Consider the following 25984-nt stretch of genomic DNA (forward strand, 5'->3'; position numbering starts at 1 on the left):
AAAAGCTAGGTGTGGTTTAACCGACGCTTACGTTAAACTAAACTTTATTAGGAATATAAATATACGACTTTATCTGTTTACTGGTTATTTAGGGCATGTTATGAAACTATGATTGCGTATTCGTATAGATATACTCAATAGTGATTGCGAATAATCAGGGGTTATTTAAACAAAACAACCCGTGGTAATTATCCACGGGTTAATTGGCAGGAAAATAAAGGTTTAGAAATGAAGGTTAGTGAGCTTGATCCCAGTCATCACCAATACCAGCTTCTACTAATAGAGGTACCTTTAATTCAGCGGCATTTTGCATTAACTCAACGATCTTACCACTAGCTTCATCAACAAAATCTTCGCGTACTTCAAACACTAATTCATCGTGCACTTGCATAATCATTTTGATTTTTTCCACTTCGATATCATCAATCCACGCTGCAACCTTGATCATAGCTTTCTTGATGATATCAGCTGCCGTCCCTTGCATCGGGGCATTGATGGCTGCACGCTCTGCTGCTTTTCGCACTGCGCCATTTCGAGCTTTGATATCTGGCAAGTGCAGTCTGCGACCAAAAATCGTCTCTACATAACCATTTTCTTCAGCAAATTTACGTGTGTCTTCCATGTAAGTTAATACACCAGGATAACGCTCGAAGTATAAATCCATATATTGTTGAGCTTCGTTCCGTGGAATGTTTAACTGTCGCGATAAACCAAACGCAGACATGCCATAAATTAGACCAAAATTAATCGCTTTGGCGCTACGCCTTTGTTCAGAGCTGACTTGCTCTAATGGTAGATTAAATACTTCTGCAGCGGTCGCTTTATGAATATCTTTGCCTTCGGAGAATGCAGTTAACAAGCCTTTATCAGCAGATAAATGCGCCATAATACGCAATTCTATTTGGCTGTAGTCGGCTGCAACAATCTTATAGCCATCTTGGGCAACAAAAGCTTTGCGTACTTTACGGCCTGCTTCATTACGGATTGGAATATTCTGTAGATTTGGATCGGTTGAGGATAACCTACCCGTTGCTGTAACTGCTTGGTGATAAGAGGTGTGCAAACGTCCTGTTTTATTATCGACCATAGTCGGCAGTTTATCAGTATAAGTTGATTTGAGTTTAGCTAAACCACGATACTGTATAATGACCTTTGGTAGTGGATAATCTAATGCGAGTTCTTGTAAAACTTCTTCTGCGGTTGACGGCGCACCTTTAGGAGTCTTTTTTAGTACTGGGTGATTTAACTTCTCAAACAGAATCGCTTGAAGTTGTTTGGTTGAACTTAGGTTAAACTTTTCACCAGCTATTGCAAAAGCTTCTGTTTCTAACTCAGCAAGGCGCACTTCAATTTCTTGGCTTTGCTGTGCCAGCTGGTGAATATCTATATATACACCGTTTTGTTCAATTTTACTTAAGATAGGTACAAGCGGCAGCTCGATTTCTTTTAATACCGACGTGAGCTTGTCGTCTTGCTGAATGTCTTGCCAAAGCTTTTGATGCAATTGCAAACAGATGTCGGCGTCTTCTGCTGCATAAGGTGCCGCTTGCTCTAGTGGTATTTGGTTGAAAGTGAGTTGCTTGGCACCTTTACCCGCTATTTCTTCAAAAGATATGGCTTTATGTCCAAGATATTTAAGTGCAAGACTATCCATATCATGGCGAGTACCCACACTATTAAACACATAAGACTCGAGCATAGAATCAAATTCAATACCATTTAGTTCTATACCATGATTGTTTAAAACATGTTTATCGTATTTTAGATTCTGACCGATTTTTCCGATTTTATTTGACTCAAGTAATGGCTTAAGTTTGCCTAAAACAAATTCTTCAGATAACTGACGGGGGGCGTCAGGATAATCATGGCCAAATGGCACATAGGCGGCTTGGCCTGGTTCTACCGCAAAAGAAACCCCAACCACTCTAGCTTGCATATAGTTTAGAGAGGTCGTTTCTGTATCAAAAGCAAAACGCTCGGAGTTTTCTAATTTAGCTAGCCAAAGGTTAAACTCAGTTTCATCTAATATGCAGGCATATTCTGCATCTTTTTTCGCTGCTTGCTCGGCTGCATCAGCTACTTCAGTACCTTTCGCTGAGTTTGTTGATTTGCCATTCTGTTGGCCCAATATTTCACTTAACCATCGTTTAAATTCCATTTCTTGAAAAAGCTCAATTAATGCCGCTTGATCGGGTGCTTGTATATCAAAGTCTGCTGGTGTTAAATCTAACTCTACATCGGTTTTGATGGTTGCAAGCTGGTACGAGAGTTCAAGTTGCTCTTTGTTCTCATCCAACTTCTTCGGCATGGTTTTAGCCCCTCTAAAACCAAGCTCAGCAACCTTTGCCGTATCTTGATATAAGGCTTTAATATTACCCATTCCTTGTAACATCGCGACGGCTGTTTTGGGCCCCACGCCGGGTAAACCTGGGATGTTGTCTACCTTATCACCCATTAATGCAAGATAATCTATGATTAAATCAGGGCCTATACCAAACTTTTCTTCAACTGCATCGACATCCATTACTGTGTCAGTCATAGTGTTGATTAAAGTGACATGTTGATTAACCAGCTGAGCCATATCTTTATCACCAGTACTGATCAACGTATGTCGACCTTGTTCGCTCGCTTGTTTTGCAAGCGTACCGATTACATCGTCTGCTTCAACCCCTTCAATAGAGACTAAAGGCAACCCCATGGCTTTGATAATTTTATGCAGAGGTTCAATTTGGCTGCGCAACTCGTCTGGCATTGGAGGCCTGTTTGCTTTGTAGTCTGCATACATATCGTTGCGAAAAGTTTTACCTTTTGCATCAAAGACAACGATCATTTGTGTTGGCTTAAACTTATTTATCAAGCTCTTAAGCATATTGACTACGCCATACACCGCACCTGTTGGCTCACCTTTTGAGTTAGTTAAATGGGGTGGTGCATGAAAAGCTCTAAACAAGTAAGAGGAACCGTCGACCAGTACAAGTGGGTTTTGTGGAATTTGTGCCATATTATTCAATTGCTTTTGTTAGCGCGAAATAAAGACATTATACGGTATTCTTTGTCTTTTTAAGAGAGGGTGAACAATAAGAACTTCTGTGGATAAGTTTGTGAATTATGTGCAAGAAACAACCTACAAATTAAATTGCAAGGCTGTTAGTAAAATACAGGTATTAATAAAATTTTGAATTCGATAGACAAGTTATCTAATTTTTTTATTTTAAATTTTTGATTTTTATGGTTTTTTATTTTAATTAAAGTTTAAGATTGATTTCCACCTTGTGGATAACTTTGTTAATTATTATTATTTGAATGCTTTTAGGCTGTTTGTATAACTTTTTAGTTTAACCAAGTTAATACAAGCCACTCAAAAAAGAGTGGCAGCTAATTTACCTGTTCAATTAGAAAATTACTACTCTTTTTTAAACACCAATTTATATTAGTAAATAAGTAAATTTTATAAGCCAAGTTAATCAATGGGTTGACGGGTAGTGTCGGTTTCTTGGCTAATTTTTGTTTTCTGTTATTGGTAGCGTTAAGTTAACCCGAGTAAATCGTCCTAATTTGCTACTCACTTCAATTTTTCCATTTAGCTTGTCACTTATGATTTGTTGAGCCAAATGAAGCCCTGAGTGGGTATCGATAGACTCTGTCGCAAATATTTTGTTCAATGTGTCGTCGTCTATGCCATTGCCATTGTCTTCAATGCGCATTTGTATGGACTGCTTGTCTTTGCTTTTAAAGGCTTCAATCATAACAATTCCGTCTGGTTTACCACTAAATCCATGTTCAATGCTGTTGTTTAATACCACACAAATTGCATGTGTCAGAGATCCTGAGTAAGCGCTAATTTCTAAGTCACCAGGTAGATTTTCGATAAATTTAACTTTTTTATGTTGGTTTGATTTTTTATAAATAGACGTGATAGCTGCAGTATGGAGCTGCAAGTTTATGTTGCGCAAGGTGTCTTGTTTTAAATCTGAAGCAAATTGTTCAAGTGTATAGGTTGCTTCAGCGGCGATAAGCAGTTGTGATGATGAAGCGCGCGTTAGTTTAGTTGCATTGTCTAGGTAGCTACCAACAAGTGATTTTGTAACACGACCATCAGTTAGCTTATTCTTTAAGTTAATCGTACGTTCTTCTAGCGATGAGACTGCTTTAATTGCTTGGCTAACCGCAGGGCTAATTTCAGCAGCGGCAATTGGTGCCATGTCATTGATAATGGCAAATCTAGAGTTTCGTTTAATGCTTTCTTTGGCCGATGTAAGCTGTTGGTGAATTGTATGGTTTTGTTCTTGTAATAACTGGCTGGTTACTTTTTGCTGTCTTTGCTGATACCAAATTAGTAACAACAGCAGGGTGAGCAATAAAGTGGCTAGAATGGTAATGCCAATTAATTTAGATACTTCAGGGGCCTGCCATTTAGGTAAAAAAGTTGCAGTAGGCTCTGCTGAAAGCGTGATATCAAAGTAACTAGATTCTAACGTGATTTGTATTTGATTTTTGTCGGTGTGTAGCTTACCAAAATGCCAGTTAATCAGCTGCATTTTTTGTTTATCAAAGGCTTGTAATGCAAAATTCAGCTTGGTTTGTGGATGCGCTTTAATTAGTGGTAACTTAAGTAAATTAAGGTCTATTTCTGACAAGAAAAACCACTCGGCATTGGCTAAGTGTACTTTTTTGCCTAACAGTAATGTTGTGTTATCTAGCCGCTTGCTTACTACGCCTTGTTGCTGCTGGCTTTTGTGAAGCATAGATAACAATGTTTGTTGGTAACTGTCTTGTTGATATTTTTCAGCTGTGCCTGCTGAATATATATGCTGTAATCTTGCATTGTTTGTTGAGTATGCTGCCAATGATGCCACCATGATTTCTGGTGTGTTTGTTATTTGCTGTTTAACCCAAAAATCGAGTTGCTCAGGTGAAACGTTTGGAACAGATACCACTAAGGTTGAAAATGCATCGAATAAGTGGAATGGCGCTGATAGATGTTGCTGCGCTTGTTGAGCAAACGGCGTTGCGGCTGGTTTTATCCTGCCATCTAACCATGCCGAAAAACTATAGTGTTTGATCGCTTGCTGGGCAACATATGTGGTGAGAGTACTGCAGATCAGTAGAACTGTAATGACAATCCAAACGGGTATTTTTATTTTGTTTAGCATGCTAAATCCTACTAAAACTTAATGGGCATTGAGTAAAGAGCTTTTATTTTAAACTGCTGGCTGTTTTCCGAGTCATTGACTTTCAATTGCAGCGTTTGGCCTTTGCTGATTAAGCTGATGTCACCCTGTTTAGTCAGAAATTTTTCTCCATTACCAATGGTTAGTAGTCCCCGCTGTTTTGCATGAGAGACAATTTGTTCGATGTTCAGTGCACTTGTTGTTTGATCAAAATAGTAAATTTGGCATGAATGTTCTATATCAAAGTTGACTAGGTCTTGTTGGTTATCAAAAGTATGGAATTTTACGAAGTAGGGCGGAGACATTACAAATTTATATTGTTCAACGTATTGAGCGGCAGAGTAGTGACCTGACACAAAGCTACACATATTTAGTTGATTTGTTGCACTTATGGTTTGCCAATGTGTATTGGATAATGCCCAAATAATCAATCGAGCTTTGTTGTGTGCTTGCTCTTCTGCGTACAGCATAGAATTGCAAAAGCTGAAAAAGCTAAATAACAGACAAGACAAGAGGCGTTTTTTCACAGTGGTCCTTTGTTGTAATGAACAAACTATCAGGGTTTAAACCCGACACACTCTAGCATAATTTACTTATAGTATAACGAATTAACTGCTGCTTAAAATCTGATTGCTACTTTCTTAAACAAACAGTTATCAATTAAACCACTTTGTAAAATCTAGTGGTATGATGCAGTCTAGACAGCGACTAGAGGATTATAAATGGAACGCTTTGACAATATTATTGAAAGAGCAATTCAGCGCAAAGGCAACGAACAAGTTGTTATGTCTTATGTTGGTACTCCATTATCTAACCAAGCGATAGCGCAAATCACAGATGATAGATTTTTAGCAGCATTTACCAAAAAGGTATTTCAGTCTGGTTTTGTTTGGCGAGTGGTTGAAAACAAATGGCCTAATTTTGAAGAATGTTTTTTTGCTTTTGAAATAGAAAAAATTTTGATGATGCCAGCGGAATTGTTAGAGAAAAAAGCAGCCGATCCAAAAATTATTCGTAATGGCAAAAAAGTTCAGAGCATCTATGAAAACGCATTGATGATTCACGATGTACAAATAGAATATGGTCACTCTTTTAGTCAGTTTATAGCTGATTGGCCAGAGAGCGATAGAGTAGGTTTGTGGGGTTATCTTAAAAAGCACGGGTGTCGTTTAGGTGGAAATACTGGCCCGTACGCACTGCGAGCCTTAGGAATCGACACATTTTTACTGACGCAAGACGTTGAAGCTTACTTTAGAGCTAACAAGCTGATAGAAGGTGGTGCCACAAGTAAGCGCAGCTTGCAGCAAATTCAACAAGGTTTCAATGAATGGCGAGACGAAACTGGCTTGTCGTATCAGGCGTTAAGTCAAATCTTAGCCATGAGTGTTGGAGACAATAGAATTGCAATCGCAGAGTAATGTGCATTTAGTTGCACCTTGTGGACAGCTCGATGCCAATGCTGAGCAACTTATAAGCCGTTTTCAGCTCGCGTTAGTCGACGCGACTGAGCACGACCTACATTTATTGTGGCAAGATGGTAAATTGCAATTGGTTCAGCAGTCACAACCAAAACAGGCTGGCATCCTTGTGGATTTTCTAGGGGCAGCCGCAACTTACCGACGAAAGCAGGTTAGCATTAAACAAGAACTGATTGCTCGAGCAGTCGGTTGTAAAAACAATATTCGACCCGTAGTGCTAGATGCAACGGCAGGATTAGGACGAGATAGTTTGGTATTAGCCAGTGTCGGATGCAAAGTGGTTATGTTAGAGCGCAATCGTGCAGTCGCGGCTTTATTGTCAGATGGGCTTAGGAGACTACAACAAGCTGAACAGTCTGCTTGGGCCAAAAATTTTATTGGTTTGTATAATGCGAGCCTGCTGAGTACACAGAGAGATTTTTTGGCAAAATTGCCTAGGATCGATACAGTTTATTTAGATCCTATGTATCCGCACAAAAAAAAGTCGGCCGCGGTGAAAAAGGAGATGAAAGCCTTTCAAGGGTTTGTTGGCGCCGATGAAGATGCAGATGCCTTGTTACCCGCAGCGATAGAGTTATGCCGCTCGCGTGTGGTTGTGAAACGGCCGGATTATGCCGAGTATTTGAATAAACAAAAACCAGATTTTAGTTTAGAGTCGAAAAAGCACAGATTTGATGTATATTTGAAACACAGTTAATTGAAACTCTGGAGCTAAATATGGGATTGTTAGATGGATTGTTGGGTAACGCCAGTGAAATTGAGACTGATGAAGTTCAACAGGAATTACAACCAATACTTGCCGATGAAGAAAATGTTGTATTTGCGGTCAAAGAAATTCGCGATATGTATGTTTTTACCAACCTTCGGTTATTGTTAATCGATAAACAAGGTGTAACAGGCAGAAAGGTTGAATACCATTCGATACCATATCGTGCTATAACCCATTTTAAATTAGAGACCGCTGGTCACTTTGATTTAGACGCCGAGCTTAAAATTTGGATTTCTGGGGCAGACTCACCAATCGAACGCGAGTTAAAAAGCGGCGACACAACTTTGGGGATCCAAAAAGCTTTGGCGAACTTTGCATTAAAAAAATAGTGGAAATACAGGTATGCCATCTTTTGACATAGTTACAGAAATAAATATAGAAGAAGCACGCAATGCGGCAGACAATGCACAACGAGAGTTATCGACACGTTTTGACTTTCGCGGCGTAGAAGCGAGTTTTGAATATGTATCTGAAAGCATTAAATTAACCGCCGAAGCAGAGTTTCAATTGGAGCAAATGCTCGACATTCTGCGAAGCAAAATGGCTAAACGTAATTTAGATCCTAAAGCGGTTAAAGTAGGTGCCTTTGAGCACTCGGGTAAAACACACAAAACAACGGTCACTTTTGTCCAAGGTATCGATACTGCCATGGCAAAGAAGCTAACCAAGTTAATCAAAGATAGTAAATTGAAAGTGCAAGCCTCAATTCAGGGTGAGCAGGTTCGAGTGACAGGTAAAAAGCGTGATGATTTACAACAAGTGATGCAATTGGTGCGAGGCGCTGAACTTGAACAACCGTTTCAGTTTACCAATTTTAGAGATTAATTTGAGCATAGAAGTGCTTGAATAAAGCACTTCTTGGCTATGACACTTCGCGATTAGTCAACACTCTCAGCGTTGCTGTCGTCAAACACATTTTGCTGCATTGAGCGACAAGGTTCAGGACAGCGAGGTACCCCCACCTGTTTGGCCGGAACGCCAACCACTGTGGTGTGAGGTGCGACATCTTTTAACACAACACTGCCTGCGCCAATTTTTGAATTGCAACCTATCTCAATATTGCCGAGCACTTTTGCCCCTGCACCAATCATCACCCCATGACGTACTTTTGGATGACGATCGCCACTTTCGTTGCCCGTACCACCCAAAGTAACAGATTGTAATATAGATACGTTGTCTTCGATAACCGCGGTTTCACCTACAACTATACCCGTCGCGTGGTCAAACATAACCCCTTTACCGATTCGACACGCTGGGTGAATATCAACCGCAAATACCTGGCTACAACGGCTTTGAATAAACAACGCTAAGTCACGTCTATCTTGCTGCCATAACTGATGGGCCAGCCTATGGACCTGAATCGCTTGAAAGCCTTTAAGGTGCAATAGCACAGTTAAGTAACTATCAATCGCTGGATCTCGTTCAAAAACAGCTCTGATATCAAATGCTACTACCTCAAGCATTTCTGGATTCGTTTGATAGAAACTTTTAAACAGCGGAAAAATTTCGGTTTGTGGCATAACATTGTCAGCCAATTTTTGCGCTAGTACAAACGATGTCGCGTCTAATAAAGATTGATGCGTTAAAATGCATTGCTCTATAAAAGAGTGCAATAAAGGTTCTTGTTCGCTAATTTGTCGTGCTTCACTTTTAATAAGTGACCACAGTTGGTTACTGAGCATGTTCAACCGTAAGTTTACTGATTCTGCTGAGCACAATAAGGGCTAAAGTGGATAGATTCAAGTTTGTTTAAACTGATATGGCAAAATGGCAGCAAAGATCTAATAAAAACCTCGACCTTAGGCGCAATCCTTTGTATTTTGTACCTAATGAAACTTTGAACTAAATGCAGTCGTAAAATGCAGATAAATTTTTCTAAGATGCAAGGCTTGGGTAATGACTTTATGGTCCTTGATAACATTACCCAAAACGTATTTTTATCTAATGAACAAGTGAGTAAATTAGCTGACCGCAATTTTGGGGTTGGTTTTGATCAACTTTTAGTGGTTGAAGCACCGTATGATCCTGAAATTGATTTCCACTACCGAATTTTTAATGCTGACGGAAGCGAAGTCGAACAATGTGGCAATGGCGCTCGATGTTTCGCTCGTTTTGTTCGCTTAAAAGGCTTAATTAACAAAAACCGTATTGCTGTGAGTACTAAAAGCGGCAACATTGTTTTATATATTGAAAAAGATGGTCAAGTAACCGTAAATATGGGCGTGCCTAAACTGGCACCGCAGCAGATCCCATTTAAAGCAAATAGCCAAGAAAAAACCTACATACTTCAAGCGAATGAACAAAATGTATTGGCTGGAGCTGTGTCTATGGGCAACCCACATTGTGTGTTAACCGTTGATAATATAGACACTGCCGATGTTGAAACCTTAGGCCCTATACTCGAAAGCCATGAACGTTTTCCAGAGCGTGCGAATGTCGGTTTTATGCAGATCATTAATCGCCAATCAATTCGCTTACGCGTTTATGAGCGTGGGGCTGGTGAAACATTAGCATGCGGAACAGGTGCTTGCGCAGCTGTGGTTGTTGGAATTTTACAAGGTAAATTAGACAATTCAGTAGAAGTGGAGTTACCTGGTGGAAAGTTAAAAATAAGCTGGGGCGGTGAAGGTCAAGCGGTGAAAATGACAGGGCCTGCAGTGCATGTATTTGATGGGCAAATAAATATATGAGTGATAATGAACAAATGCCGCTATTAAGCTGTAGCGAAGAAGATGTAGCGCGTTATCTGACGGAACATCCTGATTTTTTCTCGCGCCACCCTGACGTGTTGCGTCAAGTTGAAATTGCACATGAGTCTAGTGGTGTGGTGTCATTGTTAGAGCGCCAGCAGCAGTTATTGCGTGATAAAGTTGCGAGACAAGAACATGATATTACACGATTGATTAGTACGGCAAAACACAATGAAACCATTTATAAAGCCTTTATCAATTTATATATGGCTTTGTTGGAATGTCCTGACAGCAAACAAATGATTTACCTATTGCGGGCAATCTTGCTTGAGCAGATCCAGTTGGATGGTATGAAACTTGTGTTATTTATTGCTGGCAGTGACGAGCATGCAGCTAATTTAGTCCAGCCAAGAAATTTATTTCAAGAAGTGCTGCAACAAAGGTTAGCTCGAGATGACTATTATTTTGGCCGTTTGAAAAAGCAAGAAATGAGTTTGTTTTTCACCGACGAACAAGCAATTAAATCGGTTGCGCTTATTCGTTTAGGTGGGCAAAAAGATATGGGTATTCTAGCGTTTGGCAGCATAGATGAGCAGCATTTCCAAGGTGATATGGATACCATCTTTTTGGCGCCAATGGTGAAGTTGATTAATCGTTTATTATTGGACTTCTCGTTAGATAGCCAACCCACGGATGTGCCAAGTTCCTGATGAGCTCAGCCGACAATAGCGAGGGTGTACTCACAGTCTCTCAAGCGCTTGAAGCGTTTGAGTACCACCTCAAAATACAGCAACATGCTTCGGCTCATACTATCCGAAGTTATATGACTCAGCTGAAACAAACTTATCAATCTATTGATTTAGAAGCTTCAGTTGCGCAAGTTACCACCGCTGAATTTATTCGCCATCATTTGGCGGATATAAAAAAGCGCAAACTATCGAGTGCTACGGTTACTCATAGACTGACTGTATTGCGGGGGTTTTGTCATTTTTTACTCAGCAATAAGTTGATAAGTCAGGACCCTACTCACAACTTGCAAGCGCCAAAAGCAGCAAAACGTTTGCCTAAAAATTTAGATGTTGATCAGGTTAATCTGTTGCTAGACTGTGATCCACAAGCTGACCCTTGTTCTTTTCGCGACAATGTCATAGCCGAACTTTTTTACAGCAGTGGCTTGCGATTAGCCGAATTAATTGGCATTGACCTTAAAGATCTTCGTTGTAGTGAACATATGGTGCGGGTTACTGGTAAAGGCAAAAAAATGCGTGAAGTTCCTTTGACCTCCATTGTTGTCGACAAAATCCGTCAATGGCTGATAATACGAGCGCAGTGGGCAAAAGCGGATGAAACGGCATTATTTATTTCACAACGTGGTACACGCATTAGTGAGCGCCATGTACGAGAAAGGATGCGGCAATTGGCGTTAAAACAAAACTTGTCGCACCACTTGCATCCACATAAATTGCGCCACTCTTTTGCTACACATATGCTGGAATCAACCCAAGATTTAAGAGCTGTGCAAGAGTTGCTTGGGCATAAAAATTTATCGACCACACAAATTTATACCCATTTAGATTTTGAACACTTGTCCAAGGTCTATGACCAATCTCATCCCAGAGCGAGAAAAAACCGAAAATGATGCAAATTTATCGTCGGCTGCAACCCATTAAAGCTATCAGCTTTGATTTGGATGATACCTTATACAACAATGTGCCAGTTATCCGTCATGCGGAAAAAAAACTATTGGAATTTGTTAACCAGCAACTAAGCGGAGCGGGTTATCCTTCATTGGACAATGCACAATGGTTGGCACACAAACACGCTTTTTCGCAACGGAACTTACAATTAGCACATGATGTAAGTGCTTTACGCCAAGCGTTTTTGCTACAATTTTTTACTCAGCATGGTATCCCTAAACCCAAAGAATCGGCACAGCAGGCCTATCAGCTATTTTTCCAATATCGCAATAATATTAATGTCAGCGAATCGATCGTGGCTCAATTAATTGCCCTTAAACCTCATTATCCATTGATAGCAATTACTAATGGCAATGCTGAACCAGACTTAATTGGCTTGAGTGGTATTTTTGATTTAGTGTTGCGCCCGCGTAATCATTTGCGGATGAAACCAGCGGCGGATTTATTTGTTGAAGCGAGCCGTTTATTAACATTAAAAGCTCAACAGATATTGCATGTCGGTGATAGCGAAATAACGGATGTTGCAGGAGCGATTAGAAGCGGTTGTCAGTCCGTGTGGTTCAATCCTGAGCAGCGGCATTTTTCGGGGCCAACTCTGCCGGATGCACAAGTTTCGAGTATTGAGCAATTGACACTTTGGTTGATAAATCAGCCCTAGAGTCAACAGACCTTAAATTATTTATACCTTGGTGAGTATTTCGTGCTTTTCCCGTCACGCTTTTTAGCCAACAAGCCTGCTCGTTTTTTACCGAATTCTAGTTGCTCGTATTGGGCTAATAGTTCTTTCTGTTTTTGTTTTAACTCAGCTAATTCTTGTTGATTATATCTAGGTTTAAGTGAAATAACCTTATCAGACACAGGTACCACAGGTTTAGGTACATTGATGTACTGGCGATATTGATAACGAGTGAGTTTGTAGTTGACTTGATTCAGCACCATGCCTAAGCAATTTGCGTTAACTTGACTCAAGATATCAATACCGCTTTTAATTAGACCGCGCGGTGTTTTTTCGGCTTTGGCCACGTAGACGATGCCATCCACGGCTTTGACTATAGCTTGCGCATCCGAGACTAAATTAACGGGTGCGGTCTCAACAATCACTCTGTCATAGTGTTTTGCTAATGCACGGAGTAACTTAGAAAAGTCAGGTGACAATAGTACCTTGGTTGGGTTTTCACAGTGCGCACCAGCGCAAATAACATCGTAGCCCAGCGACTTTTGTCTATGTAAGCACGACGCCAATTTAAATTGGCCAGACATCAGTTCTACTAAACCTGGGCGAGTTTTCAGTAAACCAAGCTTACTCGCCATAGAGGGTTTATGTAAATCAGCATCAACAACTAATACTTTTTCTAATTCAGAGAAGGCTTTCGCTAAATGCAATGAGGTAGATGACTTGCCTTCGCCTGGCATTGCTGAAGTGACCGCAATAATTTTTTGATCTTCAAAGGATAGTTTTAAGCGTGTGCGCAGCGTCCTCATCGCTTCAATATAATATGGATTTTGCGAAAGTTGATCATGTTCAATATGGTGTGTTGCTTCTTTTCGACACTTGATTTTTGGTAACTCTGTTAACACATCTAAGCCCGTGTAGCTGGCTGCTTCATCGGCATTGAGTAAACCTTTGCGTTTAAACTCAACGACAAAAATGCCCATTACAGATATCATGCCGCCCAACAAAACAGATAAAACTAAAATCAGCGCAGATTTAGGACTCACAGGCGTGTTTTTCGCGATTGCATAATCAAGAATACGGGCAAATGCTTTTTGCATGCTCTTGGTTGCTTTGGTTTCTTGCAACCTTTTTAAGAAGGTATCGTATAGTTCTTGATTCGCTTCTACTTCACGCTGTAACTGACGATATAGGCTTTGTGACTTGCGCAATTGCTGATATTGCGCTTTAGCTGTGTCTAAATTGAGTTTGATTTGTGCAAAATTTTCGATTGCCGCTCGGTACTTTTGTTCAACACCATTGACCAAAGCTTTTACTTGTTGATCGAGAATATTTTCGGTTGTTTTAATTTCTTCAATGACTGCAATGTGTTTTGGATGTTTAGGCCCATAAACCAGAGATATATCGGCTAGCTTTCTTTGCAGTTGAGCGATTGAGTTTTGGGTATTTTCAACTAAAGAGTTGGTTTTTATTGCAGAAGACGAAAGCAGCAGGTTTGTATCTTCGAGCTTTTGTATGGTGTTGTATTGAACCTTAATTTGGTCGATCTGTTTCTGTGCTGCTAATAACTGGGCTGAAAAACCTTCAACATCTTTTGCTTTAAGACTTAATACCCCAGCTAAATCGACTAGATTGTTATTTTCCATAAAGGATTGTAATTCAGCCTCTGCGGTATTGAGTTTGCCTTTGAGCTTTTCTAGCTCAGCAATCAGCCAGTCTGCGGCGTTATCGTTGACCGCTTGGCGCGAGTCGTTGTGAAAGTCCATATACACATCGGCCAAAGTATTGGCGATGTTGGCCGCGAGCTCTGCACTTTTGGCTTTAACCACTATGCTAATCAACTGGCTATTCGACACTTGATTTATTTGGATCATCGACTGAAGCTGGATTGCTAAGTCTAAATTCCCCGCGTTTGCAATCGGTTTGACCAACCAAGGTTCTAACTGTGGGATATATTCAAGTATCGGTGGGTTTGGGGCTGCATGTAATTTGCTTGCGGTTAAATCCAGTTGTTTGACAACACGCTCTAACATATTACGCGATTTCAGCATTTCTATTTGGGTGTTGTAATGCTCTTTGGTGCGGGCTTCTAACACGTATAGTTCGTCGATAGAGACAACATTGCCTTGGTCAATGCCTACCTGAATTGTTGTTGTCGCACTATAATAGCGGGTGGCGTTTTGCGTATATAAAAAGCCACAAACAGCAAACAAAGCGACGGTGAAGACAATAAACCACTTGCCTCGCCACAACAGTGAGAACAGCTGGTTTAGGTCAATCTCGTCTTCTTTTTGAATTTGCTCGGCCATTAAAAGAAACTCTGCTCTATTGTGATAATGTCGCCGGGCAAGATTTCTGTTTGTTCATCTGCCTTAATGCTTTTATTCTGATTGTTGATTGTGCGTTTCAAAATCCAAGTACTTGACGCACGTTCAGTTAACCCTCCAGCCAGCGCGATGGCTTTTGATAGTGTTAATTCAGGTTGGTAGGCAAAAGCACCTGGTTTTTTAACTTGACCATGAATGTAAAATGGTCGGTAAGACGAGACATAAACATGTACTTCAGGGTTAACTAAGTATCCGTCCATCAATGCTTGGGTTATAAATTGATTCACCTGATCAGTCGTTTTGCCAGCTAATGGTACCTTACCAATAAAGGGGTACTTGATACTACCAGATTTATCTATTTTACTGGTGACAGACAAGTCGTCTTGGCCATATACATGAATGCTAACAGTATCACCTGCTGCCAGTTTATAACCGTCGATACTGGCCAGCACAATACTCGGCACTAATACTAAAATGTATAAATACAGTTTAGTCATCAGGCGTTACCACCAAATTGATAGCGAATGGCTAAATGAAGACTATTTTGTTGATAGTTTCTTCGGTTTGCACTATCGCTATGGTCTTCGAAGCGATAGCCTAAGCTGGTTGACCAACTACGAGCAATTTTATAGCTAAATGCGATAGCTGTTTGCCATTTTTTCTCTCTGCGCTTGAGTGCTACTTGCTCTATGCTTTGTTGACTAAGGTTTATTGAGCTTTGTAAACCATTTGCCCATGTATGTTGCCATGATGCAGCATGTGTTTTATTTAATTGCAGTATCTGACCTTCATATTCACTACTTTGTTGCTGTTGGCGACTTGATAATGAGAAGGTTGAATAGCTTTTGGGTGACCAGTTAGCTTGCAGTGACCAGTAGTTGCTGGTGTTTTCTACATTGTTTTGAGCAAGTGCGCGAGTTTCTTGACCAACTCCAAATGTAATACCACTGATAGCGGTTATTTGCCATGAAAACCCAAGTGCATAAATTTGGCTGTTGTTGTCGCGCTGGTCAAAGTCATCGAACTTGCTACGCCTGTCTTGGTACTGAATGAACAGGTGACGGCCTGAGCGCCATTGATAACCTAGTTTGCTATTCCAACTGTTCGTTGATTTGTTGTTTTGTAAAGCGAGCGAATCTGTGGCCGCATACTGTTTTTGGTGTTGCGAAAACTCGGTTGAAAACACCACACCTTTTTCGCTGGCTGTTTTATATTGGTAGCCTAAGCTTGTTTGGTTATTTTTGGCTTCATCTAGCTGCAGCTGCGGATTGTTCGGTGTGGTTGATGATTGAGCGTTTCGACGAATACCTTCCCAAGGTGCTATCTGAGCATTTAGATGAGCAAGTTTTATGACTAAATTTTGTTGTCGTGTTGGTCGCCAATTAAGCTGAGCCGCTAGGCTGTTGCGGTCGAAAACTGCACTGGAATTAGCCTTGTAATTGGTTTCATTGATACCGCCACTCAAACCAAGCGCGAATGAGCGTACCTTTAAACCTGCGTTAAGCTGGATATTGGTTTCCACAATGGCAGATGATTGTTTATTGCTAGCTTGGAGGTAATTGTCGGTATACCCAGTGGTCAACTTTGCTTGAATTGAAGCAGGTTGTTGAGCCGTAGCGGGTAAACTTAAATATATAACCAAGGCTAAGCATTTAACTATGTGTTTTAGCATATTTCTCTTAAAACGCGCCCAAAGACCAACAATTGTTATTGTTAATGTGGGATTTTTACCCATGCATGTAGGATATATCTGACGCAATTGTGCTCGATTCTACTGAACCTCGAGTCAATATGCAAAGTTTTACTGGATTGTTAATAGCTTTTTTGCACATTAATTTAATAAAATGTCTAAAACACCAAAAAATAAGCGCTTAGTTGGTTTGGTCTTCCCTGTCTTACTGTGTTTTATTTGTTAATTTTTTGTTTTTTGTAGCTTGAAAGTCTTGTGGTGATTGAAGTTGCTATGTCGTAGTGGTTTTTGGGCCTTGTTCAGCATATTTTGAAGGTGAATTCTCTTAATATTATATTTACTCCGCATTTTTCTACTATTTAGATATACTGAAACTATCCGATACATGAAACATACCTACCATTTAGTACGAATATTTGATGATAAGATTGCTCAGCTATTTAAAGCGCAATATTAGTTTACGAACTTTAGTGATGTTGTTAGCTTTATTTTGTCTTGTGTTGATTGCAGCAAGCATGATGTACATTCATACAATGCAAATTAACCATAAAGTAGAGTTGTTGTATAACAATGGTTTAACCTTGGCGGCTGCGCTTGAAAACGTTGACGCGAACCAACACAAGACTTCGCGTATTGCTGTGCAGCAGATTAATCAGTTTATTTTACAAAACGAGTCTGTGCACAACGAACTCGCTTTCCATCAATCCCGTTTTGCCCTTTACGTATGGTTATGTATTGTCAGCATAGTGCTCATTCCAATTATGTATTGGGTTTCTCTGCATAAGCCGTTGTATCAAAGGTTAGACAATTTAATCTCTCGGATGGATTCAATCGTCCGAGGTGATTTATCGATTAATCACCCGAAATTTCCTGAATCGGATGTTGGGATCATTAAAAAGCTCGACAATAGCTTTAGTGAAATGTCGCTAGCCTTGGCTGTGACCATTTCAACGTTAAAGCGCCAACTCAAACATGTTAGTTACGCCTCAGAACAGGTGCAAGATATCACTAAGCATCAAATTAGCGCGAGCGAAGCGAATATTTACGATACCCAGTTAGTGCGTTCGTTTGCTTACGATTTGGTCGACTCAACCGAGGTGGTCAGTTTAATGCTGGCTAGTTTTAAATTTGATTTAGGTGATGAATATAGTGTGTCTTACCCAGATGAGAAGCGTCAATACGATCGCTTAGATGTTGGTATTCGTCTCGAAGTTGAACAATCACACTGTTTTATCGACCGCATTTCCAACGATTTTAGTGTTAGCGGGGTAAATGTTTATTGCCGACTAGATGAAGTCAGCCGATTTGACCAAGATAAAGCACTGGTTGTGCGTTTGTATCTACCAAAATTGATTGCGCATAAATACCAAATTCAAGATCATCTGCTTGAAATTCCGGCAAAAATTTCAAGGAGAACGTTGATCGATGACAGATACGAAGAGGTTTGCTTTCAGTATGTTATAACTGAGAAAAAAACCTACAGCGTCCTATCTGATTTATTTGAATATTTTGCTGAGTAGCCGTTAGCTCAGCCCTCGTGATTTTTTGACGTATTCATACGCGGCCTGAATTTGTTGCGCGCGCTCTTTAGCCAACGACAGTGCTTGCTCAGGTAAACCTTGTGACGCCAACTTGTCTGGATGATGTTGTGACATGAGTTTTTTATATGCTTTTTTTACCGCCTGATCGCTTGCGCCGGCATCAACCCCAAGAATCTGGTACATTTGCGATAATTGCTGCTGGTCCGATTGAGAATGGCTATGATGAGTTTGTTGCTGGTACTGGCTACTGGCTTTTGCCTGATTGATATAAGTTTCAACCTCAGCCGCACTAAAACCTAATGTTTTGCCAATTTTCGTTAATACCCGTTTGGCATTTTGATGAAGTTGCCCATTGGCTAACGCTGCTTGCAATTGAATTTCAAAATAAACCGCCATAAAGTCACGCCTGCCAAAACAATATTGTTTAAACTCTTTGACCGTTTCAGCCACGGGAAAATCTGCTTGTTTACCTGATCTGTAAGCATTTTGCGCTTCTTGACGAAGTGCGCCCGTTAAACCCATTTTATCCATTAGTGCGCTGGCGAGCGCGATGTCGTTTTCGGTGACTCTACCGCTAGACTTAGCAATATGTCCCATAATCGAAAACAGCGTATGGAAAAAAATCACTCGATTTTTGATATTGTTGCGCGAACCCAATAGTCGAGCAAAACCACCGTTGTCAGCCAGCGCTTTGGCATAGCCCTTATCAAAGTAATACCCAATAATGACACCTAACAAAGCGCCAGGCAGTTTGAACATCATAAAACCAAAGATAAAACCTAATACTTTTCCCCAGTAATGCATATGATTCCTTTATTGATGAGTTTGTAATTTTTCTATTGCCGCTAAACGTTCAGGTGTACCTATATCAAACCAAAGACCTGAATGCAGTTGGCCAGACACTGTCATATTTGCAATATGTTGTTTTAATAGTCTGCCTAAGGGTAAAGGCATAGTGTGGTTACCCGCAAATAAAGCCCTATGGTATAAGCCAATGCCCGCAAAGGTATATTTTTTTGAACCTCGCAATTTAACCTGACCTTGCTCTAGCGCGAAGTCGCCTTGCGGGTTATGAGCTGGGTTTTCAACCAAAACAAGATGAGCCAATTTGTTTTGCAGTTTGATACTGAGTAATTGCTGATAGTCGAAGTCGCACCACACATCCGAATTTATGACGATAAAAGACTCATCTTTTAGTAAGGGTAAAGCATGAATGATGCCACCAGCAGTTTCGTATGCATCTATTGGTTCGGCACTGTATTGAATGTTACAGTTATACTTTTCGCCGTTTCCAAGGTAAGTGGGTATTTGCTCACCTAGCCAGGCGTGGTTGATAACTAATTCATTAATACCTGCTTTTACCAGTGCTTCAATTTGGTATTCAATCAAAGCTTTACCTGCGACTGGTAGTAATGGTTTTGGGGTTTTCTCTGTCAATGGGCGCATTCGTTTTCCCTGCCCAGCGGCTAAAATCATCGCTTGCATGATTGTTGCTCCTGAGTTAATTCCAGGCATTCTAAAATTGCAGCAAGTTGTGGAATGTAGTGCTGGTAGCGTACACATACATCTTGCACATAGTCGAGCACTCTAGGTAAATACTGTAAGTAAGCAGGTTTGTTATCGCGTAAGCTTAACCGGCAAAAAATACCTAGGCATTTAATGTGACGCTGCAGGCCAGCGATATCAAACCAAGTTTGCCAAGTGACAGCTGGGATGTCTGGGTGGTAAGCCATTCGAAATTGTTCAGCCAAGTCATTAATTTGCTCGGTCGGCCAGTTCAAATAACAATCTTTAAGCAAAGATGCAAGGTCATAGGTACAAGGCCCGTACATCATTCCTTGAAAGTCGATGACGTGTGCATGGCCGTTATGTAACATTATGTTTTTACAGTGCAGATCTCTGTGGATAAAGACCTGTGGTTGTTGTAAAAAATGCTCTGATATCAGCATGAGTGCTGCTGTTAGTCGCTGTTGCAGCTCTTCTGACAATGTAATTTTGTGATATTGCTGTAAATACCAATCGTTAAACAAAGCCATCTCAGCTAAACAAAACGTTTGGTCATACGCTTTGAGTTGTAAGTGCTCAGCCGGTAGGGTTTGTATTTTGGCTATCAGCGCAAAGAGCTGCGAATACTGTTGGGTAAAATTACCCTCATTCAACCGATCGATTAAATGCTCGTTGCCCAAATCTTTTAGCAACATAAAGCCGTTGCCAAAGTCATGTTGTATGACATCTACTGTATTGATTTGCTGTTGAGTGAGCAGTTGGCTGATCTCTACAAACAACGGATTATTTTCGTGCTCAGGGGGCGCATCAACCGCTATGTAGCTTTGCCCACTGTCACTAAAGCGAAAATAGCGACGAAAGCTTGCATCGCCACAGATAAGTGTTAGTTGAACCGAGCGTTTAAAATGTTGCTCAAGCCACTGGTTGAGTTGTTGCTGTCGTTGAAGTAATTGGGGCATAACATTAGCCGATAATGCAATTTTGCATTATCATAGCGCTTTCAATTGTTTGAGTTAACCCCAGAATAAAATTGGTGATGGTTCAGGTGACAAGGTTTTTAGCAGTATTGCTTGTTTTTACAACAACTTGGGTGAGTGCAACTGAGATGCAATGCCATTCGTTAGCGCCAGCCGAACTTAGTATCAATACAGTTGATACTGACCAAGATCCATCTTATCAATTGTCAAATACTGATAACCTCGTTATTTTATCGGATAAAACCGAAGTGGGGATCGACAGCCCAGCGCGATTTTCGGGGCAGGTTAGCATTATTCAAGGTCGCAATCGCATATCTGCCGACACAGCACATGTCTCAAAAGACAGAAATACTATGACCGCAGCTGGAGGCATCGAATTTGTGAGTCAACACGCTAGAGTGCATAGTGACACCCTAGTTGCAGATATGCAGAATTCTACTTTATCGCTTAACCAGTCCAATTATGAGTTAGATAATTTTGCTGGCCATGGTAAAGCGGGGGTGTTTAGAATTGACCAGCAGAATAAAAAAATTGAACTAGAAGATGCGACCTATACCAATTGTCCACCACACAATGCACCAGATTGGCAGTTAAAATCTGAAAAAATATCTCTTTCGGTTGATGAAGAGTGGGGACAAGCCTGGCATAGCCGACTTGAAGTGTTTGAAGTGCCAGTGATTTATTTACCATATCTTTCTTTTCCGCTGAGTGATAAACGCAAAAGTGGTTGGTTGTATCCATCTATTGGCACGTCGTCACAACGAGGTGTTGATGTAACCGCACCATATTATTGGAATATCGCTGAAAATATGGATCTGACAGTAAAACCAAGAATTATGTCGCGTAGAGGATTACAGTTAGGTAGTGAGTTTAGGTATTTACAGCACAACTTTTCGGGCGAGTTGAATGTTGAACTTATGCCGAATGACAAAGAGTTCGCCAAATTTTCAGAAGATGGTACGGCAGTTTATGGCCAAGACCGCCACGCATTGAGTTGGCGTCATCAAGCTCAAGTGTTTGATGGTTGGGCTGCTAATGTTGATTTGGTTTTTATCAGTGACGATGGTTATGTTTCTGACCTTGGTTTTGAAGATTTATCTGGGGTAGATACCCATGTAGAGCGTCACATATCCCTCAATCATTATAATGAAAATTGGCAAATGGATATAACCATTCGTGATTTTGAAGTGTTTGGTCAACATGCTCGGCCGTATCGAACTTTACCAGAAGTTGATTTTTTATATACAGGTTTGGTTGACTATTCTGGCTGGTCTTTTGAGTTACCAGCTCAATTTGCATGGTTTCAGTCTGATGAAATCGGTTTAGCCGAAGCGATTCGAACCCATATTGAACCAAAAGTTAGTTGGAGCCATTTTGAGCCAGCTTGGGAGTTGCAAGCTCAAGGCTCACTACCTGCCACACATTACTTTCAAGAACGTTATATTGATGGAGAGCTCCAAGAAGGCGACTATCAACAAATCAGTCGTGTTTTGCCACGCTTTCGTTTAAATGGTCGATTAATTCTTGAAAGGCCAATCGATTGGTTTGGTAAAGAAATGAAACAAACGTTAGAGCCTAGGGCGCAGTATTTATATGTACCTTTTCGAGAGCAAACTCATATAGGTTTGTATGATACCGCTTTGTTGCAAGATGATTACTTAGGTTTGTTTAGAGAAAATCGATTTAGTGGTATTGATAGAATTTCCGAAGCTAATCAATTAACACTAGGGGTCACCACTCGATTGCTCAACGATGAGCATAGAGAAAAACTAAGGTTAAGTGTAGGGCAAATTATTTATCTGAGTGAAGCAGAGAGTGATTTTGTTGATTTTAGGCAAACCACCATTCAAGGTAAGTCTGCTCTGGCGGCTGAATTGGACTTTGATATTCGCAAAACTTGGTTTTTACATTATGGCCTGCAGTTCGATACTCAAAATGGTGATACCCGAAAAAGTCAGTTTACGGTAGACTATCGCAGAGATGACAATCATTTAGTACAAGTGAGCCATAGATTTGTTCGCGACATTTCTGGTAATGACATTCAACAAATGGGCATGGCGAGCGTTTGGCGATTAAATTCAAATTGGCAAAGTTATGCCAATTTCCATTATGATTTGCAATTAAATAGAACTGTAGAGGCGCGAGTTGGTCTATTATACGAGTCGTGTTGTTGGCAACTACAATTTGGTTGGCAGTCTAAAGTGAAAACCAATTTAGCTGGCACAGATAGCCAAGCGTCAATCCCAACCGAAGAAAGGGATTCTGGGATGTTGTTAACTTTCACAATCAAAGGATTTGGTCAGTCAAAGAATATAATAAGTAAGGTTTTAAACAGTGGTATATTTGGATATCGCGAACCTTATTTCTTAAATCAGTGAGTTTTTCGTAAATATGATAAAAACAATTAGAGCAATAACTGCATGTATGCTGATGTTAACCATGGCAAATGTAAATGCAGCCAAGCTATTAGATAAAGTAGCGGTAATCGTTAATCAAGGTGTGGTTTTGGAGAACGAAATCCAAACCATGATGCAAACTCTTAAAGCCCAAGCGATTCAAAATGGTCAAGAGCTTCCATCAGATAAAGCATTAAGGGTGCAAGTAACAGAGAAACTTATTCTTAATGTTTTGCAGCAGCAGTTTGCCGAACGCATTGGTTTACAAATAAGTGATGCACAAGTACAGCAGACCGTTGCTGGAATAGCACAAGAGCAGGGCATCACGTTAGAGCAACTGCGCCAAGCAATCATTGCTAATGGCCAAGATTACGAGTCTTATTTAGAACAGGTTCGTCAAGAGCTGACTGCGAACGAAGTTCGTCGGGCTATGGTTTCTCGTCGAATTTATGTGTCACCGCAGGAAATTGATAGTTTAGTGAGCTTATTAAAAGAGCGTGGCAAACAGAACGAAGAATATCATTTGGGTCATATATTAGTTGGTTTGCCCTCAGAGCCAAGCGCAGACGATATTGAAAACGCCCAAAAACGTGCAAATAAAGTAATCGAGCTAGTGAATACAGGTAGTGACTTTAAAAAAGTTGCGATTGGTTCGAGCTCTGGTCCAAAAGCGTTAGAGGGTGGTGATTTAGGCTGGATGAATATTAACGAAATGCCGAGTTTGTTTGCTGAAGCGGTGACGGATCAGAAAAAAGGTGATGTGATTGGGCCAATTAGAAGTGGTGCAGGTTTCCACGTGTTAAAGATTTTTGATATTCAAGGGCGTCAAACTGTTGAAGTTGCAGAAGTTAATGCTCGACACATCTTAATTAAACCGACCATTATTTTAAGTGACGACAAAGCGAAAAACATGCTGAATGAGTTTGTTGAGCAAGTTAAAGCGGGTGAAAAAGATTTTGCCGAACTCGCCAAAGAATATTCGGAAGACCCAGGTTCTGCTGCCAAAGGGGGAGAGTTAGGCTGGGCTGATCCAAACATGTATGTTCCAGAGTTTAAAGATACATTGGCTGAACTTGAGCCAGGTGAATACTCAGAAGCATTTAAAACTGCACATGGCTGGCATGTGGTGCAGTTGTTGGAGCGTCGAACCCAAGACGCAACTGAAACTGCGTATCAAGACCATGCGTATCGAATGATATTTAATCGAAAATTTAACGAAGAAGCTGAAGCCTGGTTACGTGAAATTCGTGACCAAGCTTTTGTTGAAGTTGTAGGTAATAATTAATAATGACCTTACGAATTGCGATCACCCCAGGTGAACCTGCTGGCATAGGCCCTGACTTAGTGTTACAGCTGGTTCAACAAGATTGGCCAGTACAATTAGTCGCTATTTGCGCAAAATCACTGCTAGAGTCTAGAGCCAAGCAACTTGGTATTGAGCTTGAATTCATTGATTATGACGCAGATCTTGCTGCACAGCCTCAAGCAAAAGGCACTTTAACCATATTGGATGTGCCGCTAGAAGCTGAAGTCGTATGCGGCGAGCTAGATGCTCGAAATGGCCATTATGTAGTGGAAACGATGAGGATAGCCTGCGAAAAAAATATGACAGGTGAGTTTGATGCCATTGTTACAGGTCCTGTCAACAAAGGTATTATCAATAAATCGGGCATTTCATTTAGCGGCCATACCGAATATTTTGCGCAGGAATCAAATACTGCTGATGTGGTTATGATGTTAGCAACAGAAGGCTTGCGTGTCGCGTTAGCAAGCACTCACATACCGCTTGCGTACGTATCTAAAGCGATAACCTACGATAGAGTAATCAAGGTTACCGAAATACTTCACAGTGAACTTAAGCATAAATTTGGTATTCAACAGCCAACAATTTATGTTTGTGGGTTAAACCCTCATGCTGGTGAAGATGGCCATTTAGGTACTGAAGAAATCACAACAATTACCCCAGCGCTTGATCATTTACGTGGGCGTGGGATGAATATAGTTGGGCCATTGCCTGCAGATACATTGTTTCAAGAAAAATATTTGAAAGAAGCAGACGCAGTGTTAGCTATGTACCATGACCAAGGGCTGACCGTGCTTAAATACAAAGGTTTTGGTAAAGCGGTAAACATTACTTTAGGTTTGCCTTTTGTACGAACCTCGGTTGACCATGGTACTGCGTTAGATTTAGCTGGAACTGGAGCTGCAGACGCTGGTAGTTTTAAGGTTGCTTTGACTGAAGCAATTAAATTAGCTTCGGATAAAAAAGTATGAATGACAGAGTGCATTTAGGCCATAAAGCTCGAAAACGATTCGGACAAAACTTTTTAACGGACGATCATATAATTGGTCATATTGTCGATGCAATAGATCCAACAGACGATGATATATTGGTTGAAATAGGCCCTGGTTTAGGGGCGTTGACATTTCCTGTGCTTGAGCGAGTTAAACATCTTAATGTGGTTGAACTGGACAAAGACCTAGTTGCACGCTTTGAGTCGGATGCATTGTTAACACGGCGGTTAACTGTATATCAGTCTGATGCACTTAAATTTGATTTTTCTCAACTATTAGACCAGCAGAAAAAAATTAAAGTATTTGGTAATTTACCTTATAACATTTCGACTCCACTACTGTTTCATTTGTTTAGTTTTGCTGATCAAATTGAAGATATGCATTTTATGCTGCAAAAAGAAGTGGTTTCACGCATGTGTGCGCAGCCAGGAACAAAAGCTTTTGGCAAATTAAGCGTTATGACCCAATACTATTGTGATAGTTATTTAGTGGCTGATGTGCCACCAGAGAGCTTCAGCCCGCCGCCTAAAGTCGATTCAGCGGTTATCCGTTTGGTACCCAAAGCTCAGCGAGCAGATGTTGACGTAGAAGTATTGCAAAAAGTTGCAGGCGCTGCTTTTAACCAAAGACGCAAAACCATTCGTAACAGTTTAAAAGATCTGATTAGTGCAGAAGAATTGTCGCAACTCGGTATTGAGCCGACCGCTCGAGCTGAAGCACTATCACTCGACAATTTCATCCAGATTAGTCAATTTATCAGTAAGAAGTAATCGA

23 protein-coding genes are annotated in these 25984 nt (G+C 40.6%); 13 read left to right on the top strand and 10 right to left on the bottom strand.

Annotation, left to right across the window (positions count from 1 at the left end; all coding sequences use genetic code 11):
* Window positions 1–235: 235 nt before the first annotated feature.
* The 3 genes from polA to DS2_RS13980 form a co-directional block, all read right to left on the bottom strand.
* A complete protein-coding gene (polA, locus tag DS2_RS13970) occupies window positions 236–3001 on the bottom strand; it encodes a DNA polymerase I (RefSeq protein WP_035015452.1) in 2766 nt (921 codons plus the stop codon).
* Between the two features lie 496 nt (window positions 3002–3497).
* Window positions 3498–5153 (bottom strand): ATP-binding protein, encoded by a 1656-nt coding sequence (locus DS2_RS13975; RefSeq protein ID WP_035015453.1) that lies wholly within the window; start codon window positions 5151–5153, stop codon window positions 3498–3500.
* Between the two features lie 11 nt (window positions 5154–5164).
* Window positions 5165–5641 carry a YfiR/HmsC family protein gene (locus DS2_RS13980; protein WP_035015454.1) on the bottom strand — a complete coding sequence of 159 codons (477 nt, stop codon included), beginning with the start codon at window positions 5639–5641 and terminating at the stop codon, window positions 5165–5167.
* 252 nt (window positions 5642–5893) lie between these two features.
* Between DS2_RS13980 and DS2_RS13985 the strand changes: the two genes are divergently transcribed.
* From DS2_RS13985 to DS2_RS14000, 4 genes are read left to right on the top strand one after another with little or no spacing between them, the layout of a single operon-like run.
* The gene (locus DS2_RS13985; protein WP_035015455.1) at window positions 5894–6589 is read left to right on the top strand and encodes a DNA-3-methyladenine glycosylase I; all 696 of its coding nucleotides are present in this window, start codon (window positions 5894–5896) and stop codon (window positions 6587–6589) included.
* Complete coding sequence (locus DS2_RS13990; protein WP_235188616.1) at window positions 6573–7346, top strand: class I SAM-dependent methyltransferase; 774 nt, start codon at window positions 6573–6575, stop codon at window positions 7344–7346. Before DS2_RS13985 ends, DS2_RS13990 begins: the two co-directional genes overlap by 17 nt.
* A 20-nt stretch (window positions 7347–7366) precedes the next feature.
* Entirely contained in the window at window positions 7367–7747 is a 381-nt protein-coding gene (locus tag DS2_RS13995; protein ID WP_035015456.1) for a PH domain-containing protein, read from the top strand.
* A gap of 13 nt (window positions 7748–7760) precedes the next feature.
* Window positions 7761–8243, top strand: coding sequence for a YajQ family cyclic di-GMP-binding protein (locus DS2_RS14000; protein WP_035015457.1), 483 nt, complete (start codon window positions 7761–7763; stop codon window positions 8241–8243).
* Between the two features lie 53 nt (window positions 8244–8296).
* On the opposite strand, the gene cysE is transcribed toward DS2_RS14000, so the two are convergent.
* Window positions 8297–9100 carry a serine O-acetyltransferase gene (gene cysE / locus DS2_RS14005; RefSeq protein WP_035015458.1) on the bottom strand — a complete coding sequence of 268 codons (804 nt, stop codon included), beginning with the start codon at window positions 9098–9100 and terminating at the stop codon, window positions 8297–8299.
* 177 nt (window positions 9101–9277) lie between these two features.
* On the opposite strand from cysE, the gene dapF reads away from it, so the two are divergent.
* The 4 genes from dapF to DS2_RS14025 are packed head-to-tail and all read left to right on the top strand — an operon-like array spanning window position 9278 to window position 12463.
* The gene (gene dapF / locus DS2_RS14010; protein WP_035015459.1) at window positions 9278–10108 is read left to right on the top strand and encodes a diaminopimelate epimerase; all 831 of its coding nucleotides are present in this window, start codon (window positions 9278–9280) and stop codon (window positions 10106–10108) included.
* A complete protein-coding gene (locus DS2_RS14015; RefSeq protein WP_035015460.1) occupies window positions 10105–10818 on the top strand; it encodes a DUF484 family protein in 714 nt (237 codons plus the stop codon). The genes dapF and DS2_RS14015 overlap by 4 nt, the downstream gene beginning before the upstream one ends.
* Entirely contained in the window at window positions 10818–11747 is a 930-nt protein-coding gene (locus tag DS2_RS14020) for a tyrosine recombinase XerC (protein WP_035015461.1), read from the top strand. Before DS2_RS14015 ends, DS2_RS14020 begins: the two co-directional genes overlap by 1 nt.
* A complete protein-coding gene (locus DS2_RS14025) occupies window positions 11744–12463 on the top strand; it encodes an HAD family hydrolase (RefSeq protein ID WP_081754287.1) in 720 nt (239 codons plus the stop codon). Before DS2_RS14020 ends, DS2_RS14025 begins: the two co-directional genes overlap by 4 nt.
* Before the next feature lie 17 nt (window positions 12464–12480).
* Here the strand turns inward: DS2_RS14025 and DS2_RS14030 are convergent, their stop codons facing one another.
* The 3 genes from DS2_RS14030 to DS2_RS14040 are packed head-to-tail and all read right to left on the bottom strand — an operon-like array spanning window position 12481 to window position 16477.
* On the bottom strand, window positions 12481–14787 hold the full coding sequence (locus DS2_RS14030) for a GumC family protein (RefSeq protein ID WP_035015463.1): 2307 nt from the start codon (window positions 14785–14787) through the stop codon (window positions 12481–12483).
* Window positions 14787–15302, bottom strand: a complete 516-nt coding sequence (locus DS2_RS14035) for a polysaccharide biosynthesis/export family protein (RefSeq protein WP_035015464.1) — start codon at window positions 15300–15302, stop codon at window positions 14787–14789. The genes DS2_RS14030 and DS2_RS14035 overlap by 1 nt, the downstream gene beginning before the upstream one ends.
* Window positions 15302–16477: an outer membrane beta-barrel protein gene (locus DS2_RS14040; RefSeq protein WP_160168573.1), complete on the bottom strand. Its 1176-nt coding sequence runs from the start codon at window positions 16475–16477 to the stop codon at window positions 15302–15304. Before DS2_RS14040 ends, DS2_RS14035 begins: the two co-directional genes overlap by 1 nt.
* A 533-nt stretch (window positions 16478–17010) precedes the next feature.
* Between DS2_RS14040 and DS2_RS14045 the strand changes: the two genes are divergently transcribed.
* Entirely contained in the window at window positions 17011–18015 is a 1005-nt protein-coding gene (locus tag DS2_RS14045; protein WP_152537613.1) for a hypothetical protein, read from the top strand.
* Between the two features lie 3 nt (window positions 18016–18018).
* On the opposite strand, the gene djlA is transcribed toward DS2_RS14045, so the two are convergent.
* Genes djlA through DS2_RS14060 form a run of 3 tightly spaced genes read right to left on the bottom strand, consistent with a single transcriptional unit; the run spans window position 18019 to window position 20501 of the window.
* A complete protein-coding gene (gene djlA, locus DS2_RS14050) occupies window positions 18019–18840 on the bottom strand; it encodes a co-chaperone DjlA (RefSeq protein ID WP_035015467.1) in 822 nt (273 codons plus the stop codon).
* A gap of 9 nt (window positions 18841–18849) precedes the next feature.
* The gene (gene murU / locus DS2_RS14055) at window positions 18850–19521 is read right to left on the bottom strand and encodes an N-acetylmuramate alpha-1-phosphate uridylyltransferase MurU (RefSeq protein ID WP_035015468.1); all 672 of its coding nucleotides are present in this window, start codon (window positions 19519–19521) and stop codon (window positions 18850–18852) included.
* Entirely contained in the window at window positions 19509–20501 is a 993-nt protein-coding gene (locus DS2_RS14060; protein ID WP_051479896.1) for an aminoglycoside phosphotransferase family protein, read from the bottom strand. Before DS2_RS14060 ends, murU begins: the two co-directional genes overlap by 13 nt.
* Window positions 20502–20578: 77 nt before the next feature.
* Between DS2_RS14060 and DS2_RS14065 the strand changes: the two genes are divergently transcribed.
* Genes DS2_RS14065 through rsmA form a run of 4 tightly spaced genes read left to right on the top strand, consistent with a single transcriptional unit; the run spans window position 20579 to window position 25980 of the window.
* Complete coding sequence (locus DS2_RS14065) at window positions 20579–22897, top strand: LPS-assembly protein LptD (protein WP_235188617.1); 2319 nt, start codon at window positions 20579–20581, stop codon at window positions 22895–22897.
* 13 nt (window positions 22898–22910) lie between these two features.
* Window positions 22911–24200, top strand: coding sequence for a peptidylprolyl isomerase SurA (gene surA, locus DS2_RS14070; protein WP_081754288.1), 1290 nt, complete (start codon window positions 22911–22913; stop codon window positions 24198–24200).
* Window positions 24201–24202: 2 nt separating this feature from the next.
* Window positions 24203–25189, top strand: coding sequence for a 4-hydroxythreonine-4-phosphate dehydrogenase PdxA (gene pdxA, locus DS2_RS14075; RefSeq protein WP_035015470.1), 987 nt, complete (start codon window positions 24203–24205; stop codon window positions 25187–25189).
* Window positions 25186–25980, top strand: coding sequence for a 16S rRNA (adenine(1518)-N(6)/adenine(1519)-N(6))-dimethyltransferase RsmA (gene rsmA / locus DS2_RS14080; RefSeq protein WP_035015471.1), 795 nt, complete (start codon window positions 25186–25188; stop codon window positions 25978–25980). Before pdxA ends, rsmA begins: the two co-directional genes overlap by 4 nt.
* Window positions 25981–25984: the final 4 nt, after the last annotated feature.

The organism is Catenovulum agarivorans DS-2 (assembly GCF_000568405.1).
Lineage (GTDB): Bacteria > Pseudomonadota > Gammaproteobacteria > Enterobacterales > Alteromonadaceae > Catenovulum > Catenovulum agarivorans_A.